Annotated in this window: 14 protein-coding genes; 8 read left to right on the forward strand and 6 right to left on the reverse strand. The window is 69.5% G+C overall.

The genetic code is table 11. From position 1 onward, the window contains the following. Position 1 precedes the first annotated feature (1 nt). Genes Ahu01nite_RS06480 through Ahu01nite_RS06490 form a run of 3 tightly spaced genes read right to left on the reverse strand, consistent with a single transcriptional unit; the run spans position 2 to position 2,028 of the window. Positions 2-334, reverse strand: coding sequence for a phospholipase (locus tag Ahu01nite_RS06480; protein WP_203835488.1), 333 nt, complete (start codon positions 332-334; stop codon positions 2-4). After that, positions 331-1,734, reverse strand: coding sequence for a DUF4331 domain-containing protein (locus Ahu01nite_RS06485; protein WP_203835489.1), 1,404 nt, complete (start codon positions 1,732-1,734; stop codon positions 331-333). Before Ahu01nite_RS06485 ends, Ahu01nite_RS06480 begins: the two co-directional genes overlap by 4 nt. Positions 1,735-1,749: 15 nt before the next feature. Beyond that, entirely contained in the window at positions 1,750-2,028 is a 279-nt protein-coding gene (locus tag Ahu01nite_RS06490) for a hypothetical protein (RefSeq protein ID WP_203835490.1), read from the reverse strand. Positions 2,029-2,165: 137 nt separating this feature from the next. Between Ahu01nite_RS06490 and Ahu01nite_RS06495 the strand changes: the two genes are divergently transcribed. Continuing rightward, complete coding sequence (locus tag Ahu01nite_RS06495) at positions 2,166-2,609, forward strand: SRPBCC family protein (protein ID WP_203835491.1); 444 nt, start codon at positions 2,166-2,168, stop codon at positions 2,607-2,609. Here the strand turns inward: Ahu01nite_RS06495 and Ahu01nite_RS06500 are convergent. Further along, entirely contained in the window at positions 2,597-3,523 is a 927-nt protein-coding gene (locus Ahu01nite_RS06500) for an RICIN domain-containing protein (protein WP_203835492.1), read from the reverse strand. The genes Ahu01nite_RS06495 and Ahu01nite_RS06500 overlap by 13 nt on opposite strands. Positions 3,524-3,601: 78 nt before the next feature. On the opposite strand from Ahu01nite_RS06500, the gene Ahu01nite_RS06505 reads away from it, so the two are divergent. Then, on the forward strand, positions 3,602-6,652 hold the full coding sequence (locus Ahu01nite_RS06505; RefSeq protein WP_203835493.1) for an NACHT domain-containing protein: 3,051 nt from the start codon (positions 3,602-3,604) through the stop codon (positions 6,650-6,652). Here the strand turns inward: Ahu01nite_RS06505 and Ahu01nite_RS06510 are convergent. Further along, positions 6,627-7,703, reverse strand: a complete 1,077-nt coding sequence (locus Ahu01nite_RS06510; RefSeq protein WP_203835494.1) for a M20 family metallopeptidase — start codon at positions 7,701-7,703, stop codon at positions 6,627-6,629. The genes Ahu01nite_RS06505 and Ahu01nite_RS06510 overlap by 26 nt on opposite strands. Continuing rightward, positions 7,703-8,548, reverse strand: a complete 846-nt coding sequence (locus Ahu01nite_RS06515) for a LysR family transcriptional regulator (RefSeq protein ID WP_203835495.1) — start codon at positions 8,546-8,548, stop codon at positions 7,703-7,705. The genes Ahu01nite_RS06510 and Ahu01nite_RS06515 overlap by 1 nt, the downstream gene beginning before the upstream one ends. A gap of 122 nt (positions 8,549-8,670) precedes the next feature. Here Ahu01nite_RS06515 and Ahu01nite_RS06520 point away from each other — a divergent pair, with 122 nt between their 5' ends. The 6 genes from Ahu01nite_RS06520 (at position 8,671) to Ahu01nite_RS06545 (ending at position 14,343) form a co-directional block, all read left to right on the forward strand. Next, positions 8,671-9,378, forward strand: coding sequence for an alpha/beta hydrolase (locus tag Ahu01nite_RS06520; protein WP_203835496.1), 708 nt, complete (start codon positions 8,671-8,673; stop codon positions 9,376-9,378). Beyond that, a complete protein-coding gene (locus tag Ahu01nite_RS06525) occupies positions 9,375-10,217 on the forward strand; it encodes a sulfurtransferase (protein WP_203835497.1) in 843 nt (280 codons plus the stop codon). Before Ahu01nite_RS06520 ends, Ahu01nite_RS06525 begins: the two co-directional genes overlap by 4 nt. Further along, the gene (locus Ahu01nite_RS06530; protein ID WP_203835498.1) at positions 10,207-11,277 is read left to right on the forward strand and encodes an LLM class flavin-dependent oxidoreductase; all 1,071 of its coding nucleotides are present in this window, start codon (positions 10,207-10,209) and stop codon (positions 11,275-11,277) included. Before Ahu01nite_RS06525 ends, Ahu01nite_RS06530 begins: the two co-directional genes overlap by 11 nt. Then, positions 11,274-12,569 (forward strand): FAD-binding oxidoreductase, encoded by a 1,296-nt coding sequence (locus Ahu01nite_RS06535; RefSeq protein WP_203835499.1) that lies wholly within the window; start codon positions 11,274-11,276, stop codon positions 12,567-12,569. The genes Ahu01nite_RS06530 and Ahu01nite_RS06535 overlap by 4 nt, the downstream gene beginning before the upstream one ends. Before the next feature lie 170 nt (positions 12,570-12,739). After that, on the forward strand, positions 12,740-13,630 hold the full coding sequence (locus Ahu01nite_RS06540; RefSeq protein WP_203835500.1) for a GNAT family N-acetyltransferase: 891 nt from the start codon (positions 12,740-12,742) through the stop codon (positions 13,628-13,630). Positions 13,631-13,677: 47 nt separating this feature from the next. Continuing rightward, positions 13,678-14,343, forward strand: a complete 666-nt coding sequence (locus Ahu01nite_RS06545) for a hypothetical protein (RefSeq protein ID WP_203835501.1) — start codon at positions 13,678-13,680, stop codon at positions 14,341-14,343. The last annotated feature ends 136 nt before the right edge of the window (positions 14,344-14,479 follow it).

Genomic DNA, 14,479 nt, shown 5'->3' on the forward strand with positions numbered 1-14,479 from the left:
GTTACAGATCGGGCCAGGAGTATTCAGCGACGGCGCCACCGGACACTTCGACCTCGGCGAGCGGGCTCACCGGGTCGCGCCAGATGACGTACCGGCCGGCGGGGAGGCTGTCGATGACCACGCTGAAGCGGACACCGTCGCGGACGTAGCGGGCGCGGACCGCGGCGTGCGTACGCGTACCCGCGTCCTCCACCGGGCTGACCTCGATCTCGTGGCCGTGCAGGCTGCCGGGGGTGTGGATGACCATCGCCCCGATGCCGGCACCGATGTTGAGCACAACCGTGCCCTGCCCGGACGGGGCCATCGTGTGATGGTGGTGAACTCCGACGCTCACTTCTCCACCTCGGGGTTGTTGAACCCGTCGAACGGCAGGCCCAGGAACGGGAACTTCTTGAGCAGCTTCGAGCTGGCGTCCTTGACGGACAGTCCCTGCTCGACCAGCGCCGCCGCGGCGTCCGGCTTGAACTTCTCGTCGACCAGCGGCACCGTCACACCGGCGATCGCCCGCAGCGAGATCGACACGACGTCGTCGGCGACGCGGCGCCCGTTCGGGAACCCGGCCAGGTCCCCGCCGAGCAGGCCGAAGGCGTTCTCCTCCTTGGCCGGCGGCACCGCCGTGTTGAGCCGCAGCATGTCGGCCTGGGTCTCACCGGTGTTGTTCTGGAAGTCGTCGATGAGCCCGTCCGGGATGCCGGTGAGCAGGATCGCGACCAGGTCGGCGCGGGCGGTCTTCGCCTTGTTCAGCTCGGCCAGGTTGTCGAACAGTCCCGGGTAGAGCACCGGGAGCAGCGCCCCCAGCTCCGGCTGCTCGACGAACTCCGCGAACCGCTTGTCCTCGCTCGGCGGCAGGCTGTTCCACAGGTCCTTCTGCGCCATCGGCACGATGACCTCGTTGAACAGCGGGTTGCCGAGCCGGGACACCTGCACCTGCGGGCCGACGTACACGTCGTCGTTGTTCTTGTCGCCGTGCCGGACCTGCACCTGCCGGCGGCTGGCCGCCGTCCACACCCCGATGACCGCACCCGGGTCACGGCCACGGACCTTCTTCTTGCCGTCCTTGCGCACCATGTGCAGCGGCACCTGGATGGCGATACTGTGCACGTTCATCTGGTCGGTGGCGTTGACCGCCTTGCCGGCATAGTTGAACAGCTTCTGCCCGACGAGGTGCTTGTCCTGGAACGGACGCAGCGTGCCCAGGTCGAAAATGGCACCGAGGTCCACGAAGAACGGATCGGCGCGCTGCCCGGCGAAGACCTTCTCGCCGTCCTTGAGCTTGTGCACGGCGTCATCGGCCAGCTTGCCGTAATCCGCGATCGACAGCGGCCCCACATTGCACGGCGGGCACGGCAGCTTCTCGGCGAGCACGGTGTGCTTACCACTCGAGTCCACCCGGGTCACCGAGTAGAACTGCCGCCGGTTCCAGTTCTCACTGTCCAGCGACTCGATCGGGCCGGTGTTGTAAAGGAATGTCCGGTCGTTACGCAGCTCGGTCCGGAACCGGAACTGGTACGTCAGATCCGGCCGCCCGTCACCGTTCTTGTCGACGTGGATCTCATAGAGCACGTCGTCACCGAACTCGAAGAAGTTCGGGCCGCTCGACGGCAGCTGCAGCGGCACGTAGTTCGCGATCAGGGTGACCGTGTCATGGTCGTCCGGGCTCACGAACGCGTACAGGTCGGCGCTGTCGGCGACCGGGTCCTTGGAGATTTCCGGTGCTTCGCGGTGCGAGGACATCGTCAGCCTTCCTGGTCAGCGCTTGACAGCTTTGAGAATCTTCTTTGCCAGGTCAGCATCGGTGATGGTGACCTTCGACCCCCCGGAGAACACATCGAACGTGCCCTTCTTGGCGTCCCGCAGAGACAGCACCAACGGCTCGCTGTCGGCGCCCGCGTTCTCCCGCTCACCGGCCATGCTCAGCCCGGCGACACCGGCGACGGAAACCCCGACGCCCGCGGTGGCGGCAATGGCAAGTACCCGGCGGCGCGACAAGCGGCTGGTGCCCCGCTTGCCGTAGTGAACACGACTCATGCTCGGCCTTTCGTCCCAAGATGCCCTGACAAAACGTCGTCGACAGCCATCAGTACGAAACGATCACCGCAGCGGTTCAAAGCAATTTCCCAGTAAAGGTTCCCCAAAGGTTGGTAACACGAAAGGACCCCTTGGCCATGCCGTCCCAGACCTTCTTCCGAACAGCCCGGATATCGTCCCCACCTGCGAAGATCTACGCCCACCTGAGCGATCCGCAGAGCTACCTCGGCCTGTCACCGCTGCTGGTCGACATCCGAGACGTCCGCCCCCACCCCGGCGGCGTCGCCTACACCGCAGTGGAACGCTTCCGCTACGCAGTGTTCACATGGGACAACCCCATCGCCGTCACCATGACCTTCCCCATCCCGGACCGCCGCATCGTGAGCGACGTCCGCAGCCCCGCCCGCGTCCACCTGATCTCCACGGTCGACCTCACCCCGGCCCCCGACGGCACGGACCTGACGGAAACCATCGAGGTCACCTACCCACCCCTGCTCGGCCGATTCGTCGTCGGCCAGGCCACCGCGGTCCAGAGGCACCGGCTGGCCGAACTCACCCGCCGCATGAGTCAGCCGAGGTAGACGGACCAGGTGCGGGAGGGGGTGCGGGTGCATTCTTCCAGGGTGAGGGCGTTGTTGAGGCCGGTGCCGTCGTTCGCGACAGCGAGGCAGAAGCCGCCGGAGTTGAGGATGCTGTAGCGGCCACCGAGTTCACCCCTTGCCCATTGACGGCCCGGCTGACCGTCGCAGTAGTACTGGACGATCGGGACCCCGGGGAGCCTGTCGCCACCGGCCGGGGACAGGCAGAAGCCGGTGCTCACATTCATGATCTGGAAGGTGTACGGGTGAGGCGTGGGCATCCACTTCCACAGCCGCGCGGGCTGGCCGTCACAGGTATAGGTGACCGCCGGCGCGTTGGGGGCGGCGCTCCCGCCGGCGATCGTGACGCACAGATGACCGGCGTTCAGGTTCTGGTAGAACTCCGCGGTGTACCAGTCCCAGGTGCGGGACCGGTTCCCGTCGCAGTAGTACTGGACGATGGTCGCGTTCAGCGCAGTGCTGCCACCCGCGGGTGAGAGGCATAGGTCGCTCTTCGCGTTCCGCAACGACCAGATCCCCGCCTGCTTGACCACATACCAGTGCCGAGCCCAGTCGCTGTCGCAGGTGTACTGCACGATGACGACGTTCAGGCCGACGCTGCCCCCGGCGGGCGACAGGCAAAGGTCATTCTTCATGTTCCAGATCTGGTAGCTCTGCCGCGCACTGTCGAAATGGATCGTGTACGACCGCGACGGATCGGCCTGGCACAGGTACTGCACGATCGTGGCGTTGAGCGCCCCACTGCTCCCTGCCGGCGTGAGACACAACCGGCTCTCCAGGTTCTGAATCTTGACGTTGGCAGCCTCGTCCCCGGCCGCCTGAGCAGGGACGCCGACAAGAGAAGTGACCGCCAGGAAGACGGCGAGCAGGACAAGGATGCGACGGACCCTGAACATGGCCGCATGCTACGAACGTCCACTTAACGACCGCTGAAGAAAGGCGATCATGCCCCCGATCCCGCTACGCTCGCCCGGGTGCGACGCGAACCGTCCCTGACCTTCCACGGCGCCCTGCGCATCCTCGGCCACGCGGGCACGCCCGGCGTGGACAAACTCAACGACATCCTGGGCGGCGCCATCCTCGCCGCGGGCCTCGCCACCCTGGGCGGGCCCGCCGCCGCTCTCGGTGCGCTGTGGGGGTGGGTCGATCAGAAGAACGAAGCTACAGGCCTGCTGCGCAAGGTCGTCACCCGGTTGTCCCCCGGCATCGGCGCGACGTCCGGCATGGAACGCCGCCACCTCGTCGCCGCCGCGCACACCACGATCGTGGCCGCCGCCTTCTTCGAAGCGCTGGAGGAGGCGACCGGCGGCACCGCCCTGACCAGCGAGGACCGGCAAACCCTGCTCACCGGTCGCGAGCAGGCACAGGGCCATCTCCTCGAGGCTCTGTACCGCAGCGAGGTGCCGGCACCATCGGGCTGCCGAGGGTTCGAGGAGAACCTCCGCGCTGTGCACCTGTGGCAGTCCGAGCTCGCCAGACGCGCGTACACCTTCCTCGACGGGCTGGCCGGCTTTCATGCCTTCGACACGTACGCGGTCGCCGCCCGCGCCCGCGAGCGCTACACGACCCACTACGTCGACCTGAGCGCGACGGTCACCGAGTTCCGCGTCTGGTCGGAGCTGCGAGAGCATGCCGCCACCCGGGCAACCATCGATGCCCTCCTCCAGGAACTGACCGCCCTCCAGGAACTGACCGCCACGACCCGGCCGGCGTCGGATCTCGGGCTCTCCGTCCACCGCGCCAACACCGCTCGCGTCCACGAGCCGGTGGTCCTCCCGACGGCCTCCGGCGACAGCCTCGGCATCACCTTCCCGACCGTCACCGAGCTGTTCGTACCACCCGCCTACCGCGTCACCACGCACAACCCGCAGGCACGCGTCGGCGACGAACACTGGTGGGACGAGACGCCCACGGCCGAGGATCTCAACCTCATGCTCTTCGCCCACATGCTCTCCACCGAAGCCACCCGCCTCCCACTGCTCCTGCTGGGGCACCCGGGCACCGGCAAGTCGATGCTGACCAAGATCCTCGCGGCCCAGCTTCCCCCGGCCGAGTACACGGTGGTCCGCGTGCCATTGCGAGCCGTCAGCGCGCAGGCCCCGATCCTCGACCAGATCCAGGAAGGCCTCGACCTCGCCACCCACAAGCGCGTCGACTGGTCCGACCTCGCCGACCGCACCGCGGGAACCCTGCGGGTCGTCCTCCTCGACGGCCTCGACGAACTGCTGCAGGCATCCGCGATCGACCGCACCGCCTACCTCCGCGAGATCGCCCAGTTCCAGCAGATCGAAGCCGCCCAGGACCGCCCGGTAGCGGTCATGGTCACGTCCCGCACGGTAGTCGTGGACCGCGTCGAGATCCCGCCGCAGACACCGGTGATCAAGCTCGACGACTTCGACGAGAGGCGCACCACCGACTGGCTCTCCCGCTGGCGCGACTGCAACTTGAGCGCGATCCGTGCCGGACAGGTCCGCGAGCTCACCCCCGAGGTCGCGCTCCGCCAGCCCCATCTGGCCCGCCAGCCGCTGCTCCTGCTGATGCTCGCCCTCTACGCAGCAGACCCGGCAACGCCCGAGCTCTCCGAAGAGGTCTCGACAGCCACCCTCTACGAAAACCTCTTCCACACGTACGCCCTACGCGAGGCCGACAAGCAGGGCGCGACCCCCGCCGAGCTGAGCACCGCCGCGGAGAAGACCATCAAGCGCCTGGGCATCGCCGCCCTGGCGATGTTCAACCGCGGCCGTCAGCACGTCACCGAGCTCGAACTGGGCGCCGACCTCGAAGCCCTGCACGGCCCGGAAGCCAGCCGACCGGACGAAGCCGGCCAACGGTTACTCGCCGAGTTCTTCTTCATCCACACCGCGGAGGCGCTGGAGGTCCGCCGCAGCGTGCGAACCTACGAGTTCCTCCACGCGACGTTCGGCGAATACCTCGTAGCCCGCAGCATCGTGGAGGAGCTCCGCGACATCGCCGACCGTGCGTACGGCAGCCACCGCGGCAGCCGTGACCCCGAGGACGATCGCCTGTTAGCGCTGCTGTCCCACCAGCCGATCGCGACCAGCAAACCAGTCCTTCGCTTCGCCGACGAGTTGTTCGCAGTGCTCGACCCCCGGGAACAGGACGGCATCAACGCCGTCCTCGGATTCTGCCTCCAGCGCTTCCGGGCGAGACCGGCCGCCACCCGGTTTCCCGGGTACCGTCCCACGCCGCTCGACCATCTCCAGGAACTCGCCGCCTACTCCGCCAACCTCGTCCTGCTGACGCTCGCCTTCCGGCCGCCCGGCACCTGGCTGATCCCGGACGACTGGGAACGGACCGTCTCGCTGTGGAACGCCGGACTCGACGTCGGCGGGTGGCAGGCAATGCTGGCCAGCCTCCGCCGCGACCATGTCCGTGGCTTGATCATCTTCGACGAGCCTCCCGGAGCATTGGTCTCCAGCCACCTGGCACACGCCGAGTTGGCGGGTCACACCCGGACAGCCGAGCGTCTGGGGGTGGGTATCGGCGCCCTGGAGGGTTTTGCCTCACCATCCGACGACTGGGTCGTTGCCATGCGCAACTGGATGGTGGCTGCCGCGGCCGGTCGGCCCGTCACCTGGATGCCCCGGACCCTGCAGAAGACCACGCCTCTGGCGCACGTCGAGGAGGTGTTCAAACTGGCAGTCCGCGTCCTACGACACGCGGACGCGGCGACGGCCGTCGAGGATGTCAGCGACCTTGCCCGCCTGGTCCTTACGGCATCGGGGCGGCTGGGCGATCCACCCGCCTGGGCCTTGGCGATTGCCGTATGCCGCTTTCCTGCGCTGCTGGAGACCATTCCCGATCTTGCCGATCCCGACGTCTACCGCGGTGTCGCTGCGATGGGAGCCATGATGCGTGCCGCGGCTCACGACGAGCAGTCCGATGAGTGGAACACCCTGCTCAGCCATCTGCCGGAGGTGGACACCTTCTCCCGCACGGGGGCGATCCTGGATCTGATCCATGACGAACCGGGGCAGGTCACAGTGTTTGCAGGAAGGTGGTGAGGGCTTGGCGATACGGCTCGATCGTTGCAAGGTCGGCGTATTCGGCGGGGCCGTGCTGGCCGTCGCCGCCGGGGCCGAAGATGACCGCGTCCGTTCCTGCTGCGTAGTAGAAGCGGCCGTCGGCGGCGCCGTGTTTGCGGAGGAAGTCGCCGGTGTAGCCGACTGACACCGCAGCTTCCCGGAGTGCTGACACGAATGGTGAGGACTGGGAGGCGTGGTGGGGTGGGCCGAAGCTGTCGACCGTGACCGGGAGGCCGGCCAGGGTGGACAGGTAGGACGCGACGTCATCGGGTGTCCGGCCGTTGATGGATGCGTCGTCGGGTGGGAAGCGGATGTCGAGCCAGGCCGTGGCGTCGGAGGGGACCTGGTTGGTTGCTTGATTTGAGGTCTCGATGCGGGCGACGTTGACCGTTGTCGTCCAGGACTCCGCGGATGGCACGGGGTAGTGGGTCAGGATGCGGTCGAGGGCGGCGGTCAGGGTCAGGAGGGCGTTTTCTCCCAGCCAGGGGTACGCGGCGTGCGCGGCGACTCCGGTGGCGTGGACGCGTACCTGGAGGATGCCTTTGGAGTCTGTCACGATGCGTAGGGCGCTCTGCTCGCCGATCACGACGAAGTCCGCGGTGACGCCGGCGGCGATCTGGTGGGCTGTGCCGTCGTGGCCGCCGACCTCTTCGTCGGTGACCAGCTGCAGGCCCAAGGGGTACGGCAGGTCGCGTGCCACGGAAGTGAAGACCTGGGCCATGACGAGGGCGGCGAGTTTCATGTCGTGGGTGCCGCGTCCGTACAGGCGGCCGTCGAGCACGGTGGGTGAGAACTGCGGGTCCGTGCCGGGGACGACGTCGAGGTGGGCGTTGAGGACGACGTGGAAATGCGGGCGCGACGGTCCCGCGTACACGAGGGCGCTGGGTTTGCCGTGGGATTGGAAGCGTTCGACGGTGAAGCCGGGGCCGACCTCGGCAAGGACCAGGTCGAGGGCCTCAAGGAGCTGCGAGGGCTGGTCCGCGGTGGATCGGACAGCGATCAGGCGGGTGGCGGTGTCGAGGAAGGCCATCAGGCCAGTGTTGCGCGCAGGGCGGCGGCCACCGTTTCGGAGAGGGTGGGGTCGGTGCCGTGGCGGGTGTTGAGGCCGAGGGCGGCCGGGGCGACCGCCGGGAGGTCCGGGCGGGGGGCGAGACCTGCAGGGGCCGTGCCGGTGTCGGCGAGCAGGGCCACCCCGAGGCCCGCGCGGACGGCATCCGTGACGCCTGCCGCGTAGCCCGTGTCGCAGACGACGAACGGGTTGAGGCCGCGGCCGGTGAGGGCGTCGAGGGCGCGGCGGCGCAGGAGGCAGGGGTCCTCGATGGCGACGACCGGCCAGGGTTCGCCGGCGGGTGGGGCGGTCCAGCCGGGGGCGGCGTACCAGGAGAGGCCCAGAGCTCCGACCGGGGCCGCGGGGGCGGACGAGACCTCGGCCATCGTGACGGCCAGGTCGAGGGTGCCGCGGGCGACGGCTTCGTCGAGGCGGGCGGTGCGGTCGATGCGGAAGCGGACCGCGCTGCCGGGGTGGGTGGCCGTGAGCGCGGCGGTGACGATGGGCAGGATCAGGTCGGCGGCGTGTTCGGTGGTGCCGACGGTGAACGTGGCCTGGGACGGGCCGGCGAGGCGGCGCAGGGCGTCGTCGTGGGCGGTGAGGATGCGGCGGGCCTCGGCGATGAGGGCCTGGCCGTCGGGGGTGAAGGAGGTGCGGCGGCCCTGTTTGGTGACCAGGGGGCGGCCGACGGCCTTCTCGAGGCGGCGGACGTGCTGACTGACCGCGGGCTGGCTGATGCGCAGGACCTCGGCGGCGCGGTGGAAGCCGCCGCAGTCGGCGACGCCGATCAGGCTGCGAAGTGCGACGATGTCCAGTACAGGTGCCATGGCCGGACCGTAGCAAGCGATTGATAAGTAATAGTGTTTATTGGTGATCGCCAAACGTTGTTGGACGCGCGCTGCCGTGATCGGCGAGACTTTCTCCCAATCCGACAGCGAGGTTTGCGATCATGACTGAGCAGTGGAACGAGCCCGAGGGTATCAACCCGCGGGGCACCGTGATCGTCGCGGCGGGCCGCGGCGAGAACGTCGATGTGTACGCGCGGTTCGGCCGCCGTATCGCCGCCGACGGCTACAAGGTCCGGGTGCTGCCCGACGTCACCACCGACCTTCCCGCCAGCTTCGCCGCGGCGGAGAAGCTGCTGGTCGACGATGCTCTGCCCGGCCCGCATGTGGTGGCGGGCTCCGACACGGGCGCCCTGTTCGCGCTCGCGCTGGCCGCCCGTGGCGCGCCGGGGCTGGACGGCGTGATCACCGCCGGGATCCCCCGCGCGGGGGTGCGTCCGGCGATCGATCTGACCGGTTTCGACGACGAGGTCGAGGCGCGCACGGCGTGCCCGAACCATCAGGGTGTCCTGGGCCGCGGTGGCGCCACGCCCGGCGCTGTTTTTTCGGCCCAAATTCCTACTGAGTTGATAGACACAGTAGGCGCGGTCACCGTTCCGGCCCTGGGGCTGCACGGCGGCGACGACAAGATCAGCCCCCTCGACGGGGTACGCGATCGGTACGCCGGGGGGTCGCTGTTCGTCATCGAGGGCGGCCGGCACGACATCCTCAACGACGTCACCCACCGTACGGTCGCCGCGCACGTGATCCTGTTCCTCGAACGCCTCCGCCTCGGCGCAGACCTCCCCGCGATCGCCAGGGAAGCGTCATGAGCCGCGACGACGTCCTGGTCACCGCCGCCGACCTGCACCGCAGGCTGGCCGAGCCGGAGCCACCCGTCCTGCTCGACGTCCGCTGGGCGCTCGGCGACCCCGACGGCGAACAGCACTACCGCGACGGCCACCTTCCCGGCGCCGTCTACGTGAACCTCGACACCGAGCTGGCCGGGCACCACGGCGAGGGCCGGCACCCGCTGCCCTCGCCGGACGACCTGCAGAAATCCGCCCGCGGCTGGGGACTGACCCGCAAACGCGGCGCGGTCGTCTACGACAACAGCGGCGGCCTCGCGGCGTCGCGGGCGTGGTGGCTGCTGCGCTGGGCCGGTCTCGGCAACGTGCGGATCCTCGACGGCGGGCTCGCCGCGTGGGCGGAGGCCGGCTACGACCAGGCGACCGGGGCGGCGCACCCGCAACCCGCGAGCGACATCACGCTGACCGGCGGGCACCTGCCCACGCTCACCGCCGACGAGGCCGCCGCGCTGGCCACCACGGGCGTGCTGCTCGACGCCCGGGCACCCGAGCGCTACCGCGGCGAGGTCGAGCCGATCGACCCCCGGGCGGGCCACATCCCGGGTGCCGTCAGCGCCCCCACCGGCGCGAACCTGACCGGCGGCGTCCCGTTCTTCCGGCCCGATGACGAGCTGCAGGCCCGGTTCCAGGACCTGGGCGGCAAGACGGTCGGCGTGTACTGCGGGTCCGGCGTCACCGCCGCCCACGAGATCGCCGCCCTCGCCGTCACCGGGATCGACGCCGCGCTCTACCCCGGCTCCTGGTCCGCCTGGAGCAGCGACCCGCACCGCCCGATCGAGACAGGCGGCAGTAATGCCCGTTGAATTCATCAGCGCGATCTCACCCTCCCCCGCCCTGGGCATGGGAGCGGCCTTCGACGCCGGCTACGCCCGTAGGTACGCCCACGCGCTCGACGACGGCGGGTTCGACTACACGCTGGTCGCGTATCACTCGTCGTCGGTGGATGCCGCGCACCTGGCACACTTCGTCGTCAACCACACCGAGCGCATCAAGCCGATGCTGGCCCACCGCCCCGGCGTCACGTTCCCCACCCACGCGGCCCGCACGTTCGCGACCCTCGACCAGATCTCGAAGGGGCGCCTCGCGATCCACATCATCTCCGGCGGCAGCGACGAGGAACAGCGGCGCGAGGGCGACTACCTGAGCAAGGGCGAGCGGTACGAGCGCAGCGACGAATACATCCAGATCCTGCGCCGGGCCTGGTCCTCGGAGACGCCGTTCAGCCACACCGGCCCGTACTACACATTCGAGGGGTTCCAGTCCGCCGTCCGGCCGTACCAGGAGACGATCCCGGTGTCGGTCGGCGGGTCCAGCGAGGACGCGTACCGGGTCGGCGGGCAGCAGGGCGACATCTTCGGCCTCTGGGGCGAGCCCCTCGCGGAGACGAAACAGCAGATCGAAGCCGTCAACAAGTACGCCGACGCCGCCGGCCGCCCACGCCCGCGCATCTGGGTGTCGTTCCGCCCGATCGTCGCGGCCACCGACGAACTGGCCTGGGAGAAGGCGTACGCCACGCTCGGCAAGGTCCAGGCGGCCGCAGCCTCTACCGGTGCAGCCCTGACCGGGGATGGGGCGCGCCCGGCCAACGTCGGCTCGCAGCGGCTGCTCGACGTCGCCGCGAAGGGTGAACTCCACGACCGCGCACTGTGGACGCCCCTGGTCACGGCCACCAACGCGGCGGGCAGCTCCACGGCGCTGGTCGGCTCGCCGGAGACCGTCGCGGCGGCGCTGCTCGACTACGTGGACATCGGCTGCGAGCTGTTGTCGATCCGCGGGTACGACCCGTTGAACGACGCCATCGACTACGCGCGGTACGTGCTGCCGATCGTGCGCCAGGAACTCGCGCGGCGGGCGCTGCGGTGACTGAGTTCGGGGGCGTTCCGTTCAGCACGGAGGACGCGGTGCTGGACTCACGGCGTACCGACAGATCGGGATCTTTGGTCGAGGGACGGCCGGAAGCCGTCCTCCTGCCGCGAGATGCCGCGGACGTCGCGAAAGCTCTGCGGTGGGCAACTTCGACGGGTACGCCCATAGTCCCGCGAGGAGCCGGCACCAGCCTGACCGGCGCGTCCACGGCCGGCACGGGCACGGTCGTCCTCGATCTCTCCGGCATGAACCGCATCGTGTCGCTGTCCGCCGCCGACGCCACGGCCGTCGTCGAACCGGGGGTGATCACCGCCGACCTCGACCGCGCAGCCGCCACCGCAGGCCTGCGCTACGCCCCCGACCCGGCCAGCCACGAGATCTCCACGATCGGCGGCAACATCGCCACGAACGCGGGCGGCCTGCGCTGCGCCAAGTACGGCGTGACCAGGGACTCGGTCCTCGGCCTGTCGGTCATCCTGGCCGACGGCACCCGCATCGAGACGGGCACGCGCACGTTCAAGGGCGTGGCGGGCTACGACCTGACCGGCCTCTTCGTCGGCTCCGAGGGGACGCTCGGCGTCGTGGTGGCGGCCACCGTGCGCTTGCGCCCCATCCCGGCCGGGCTGACCACGATCGCGGCATCCTTCACGGACGCGGCGGCGGCCTGCACGGCCCTCGCCGGAGTCCCGGGCCAGCCGGTGATCGCGGAGCTCCTCGACGCGGCCGCACTCTCCGCGGTCGACGCCTACCTGGGCACGTCTCTGGCCGCTCGCGGCTCGGCGCTTCTCATCGTCCAGGTCTCGTCGGGGGTGGATGGCGTTTTGTCCGCTTTACGCCCCACGGCGGTGTCCCTCGAGGTCAGCTCGGACGGCGACGCACTCCTGCACGCCCGCCGCTCCGCCCTGCCCGCGATCGAACAACTCGGCCGGCCGCTGATCGAGGACATCGCGGTCCCCCGCTCCCGCCTCCCCGAAGCGATCACCGCCATCGCCGACATCGCCGCCCGCTGGCAGATCCCGATCTGCACCCTCGCCCACGCCGCCGACGGCAACCTCCACCCCATCATCGTCGACGACCCGTCCCGCCCTGCCGCCGCAGCCTCGGCCGCGGACGAGATCTTCGCCCTGGCGTTGAAGCTGGGCGGCACCATCACCGGCGAACACGGCATCGGCACCCTGAAACGCGAATGGCTCACCCGCGAACTCGACCCCGCCAACCTCACCCTCCAGCGCGGCCTGAAATCCCTCTTCGACCCGAACGGCATCCTCAACCCGGGCAAAGTCCTGTAACGGTAAACCGGTTGCGGGCGGTGCCGCCAGGGCGGTAGATCTACGGTCCATACCGACAACCGAAAGGAGGGACGAGCGATGAACCGCATGACCGCCGCGCTCGCGTCCTCCCGGGTCAGGTTCGCCTGATCCGGATCCGCGGGCGCTTGTCTCCCTAGGAGAACAACGCCTTGACGCTGCATCTGCGCCCGATCACCGGGCCGGACGAGATCGACCTGTTCAACCATTTTCCGTACGTGCTCAACAAGGAAGTCGCCGGCGATCTGACGGCGGGACGACGCCACCCCGGCTGGCTGTGGGTGGCCCTCGACGACGGCGAGCTCGTTGCCAGGGTGGGGCTGTGGTCCCGGCCGGGCGGGGCCGCGCCCCAGGTTCTCGACATCTTCGACTTCACGGATGCCCGGGCCGGGGAGGCGCTGCTCCGCGAAGCGCTGGATCCGCTGGCCACCAAGCCGGAGTACACCCGGTTCCTCAGCCCGGACTGGCGTAAAGATCCCGGCAACCAGGAGCGGTTCGCCGTCCTGGAACGCACCGGGGCGAAGATCTTCGTGGAGCGGCTGCGGCTGCACTGGGAACCCGGCACACCCATCGCCGAGCCCAGCGGCCGGCTCACCTTCCGGCAGCCGCGCGACGCCGAGGAGCTGATCGGGCTCATGACCCGGGTCCTGACCGGCACGCTCGACGCGCACGGGCGGGACGAGCTCACCCGGATGACCGCTGAGCAGTCCGCGCGTGAGCAGTACAGGGATGAGTTGGAGCGTTACTCCAGCCCGCACGAGTGGTGGCGCGTCGCTGAGCATGACGGCGAGGCCGCTGGGTTCGTGATTCCCGCGCACAACGGTTACAACCCGATCATCGCGTACCTCGCGGTGGTGCCGGAGCTGCGCGGGAAGGGCCTGATCGACGACATACTCGCCGAGGGGACGCGGATCCTCGCCGCTGCGGGCATGCCGCGGGCGCGGGCGGCGACCGACGTGGGCAACGTACCCATGGCCAGGGCTTTTGACCGTGCCGGCTACGTCGTTTTCGAACGGCAGATCGACATGGTCTGGCCCGGATAGAACCCGCGAGTGGGGAGGTCTGCCGCCGTGTGTGGCAGGCTTCCCCGGTGGATCTTTATCCGTACGCCCACCTGTACGCCGGCGACCGCGAACTCAGGTCCTACCGCAGCGTCGTCGACCCGTACGCCAGCTTCGTCTTCGCCCCCGCCGACCTCGTCCCGGCCGGGACCTCCCCGGAGCGCGCGATCTACCGTGCCACCGCGGCCCAGATCCGCGACCGCCTCGACATCATGGGCTTCGGCGAGGAGCTCGCCCGCCACTACGGCGAGGAGGCCGACGACGTCCGCCTCGTCATCCGCCTGGCCGCCGCCGAGGACGACGACACCATCTTCACCCTCGACGTCACCGAACTCGTGAAGGCCCTCGCCGACGACGGCGACCTGATCAGCGCCCTCGCCGAAGTGGCTCCCGACGGCCCACCCGTCGTCATCACCGAGACCCCCGCCGCGGCGACCGCCCTCCGCGAGGCCCTCCACCAGCACAAACCGCACCTGGTGGGCTTCATCGGCGTCTTCGACCACGACGGGTCCGCTTCCCGCCTGCTCACCAGCTTCGCCGCCGCCAGCATCGCCAACCGCACCGTCGCCGTCCTCGACGACCCGCCGCCAGCCCAGCTCGACCTGCCCCCGCACTACCGCGTCATCACGGCACCCCAGGCCGGCCCCGCCCAGATCCTCGACGCCGTGGTCGCCGCCCTCACCGACATCGGCTGACAACCGACAACCAGGCGCGCATCAACGCCGGGATCTGACGCGCGAGGCACCCGCAGCCGCCCAACGCGCGTCAACCAGGCGTTATGCGGAACCGCAAGCCACCCGGGGTCAGCCGGCCCTCGCACGTCAACCAGAC

Origin of the sequence: Winogradskya humida (assembly GCF_016862215.1) — a bacterium.
In the GTDB taxonomy this organism is placed as follows: Bacteria; Actinomycetota; Actinomycetes; order Mycobacteriales; family Micromonosporaceae; genus Actinoplanes; species Actinoplanes humidus.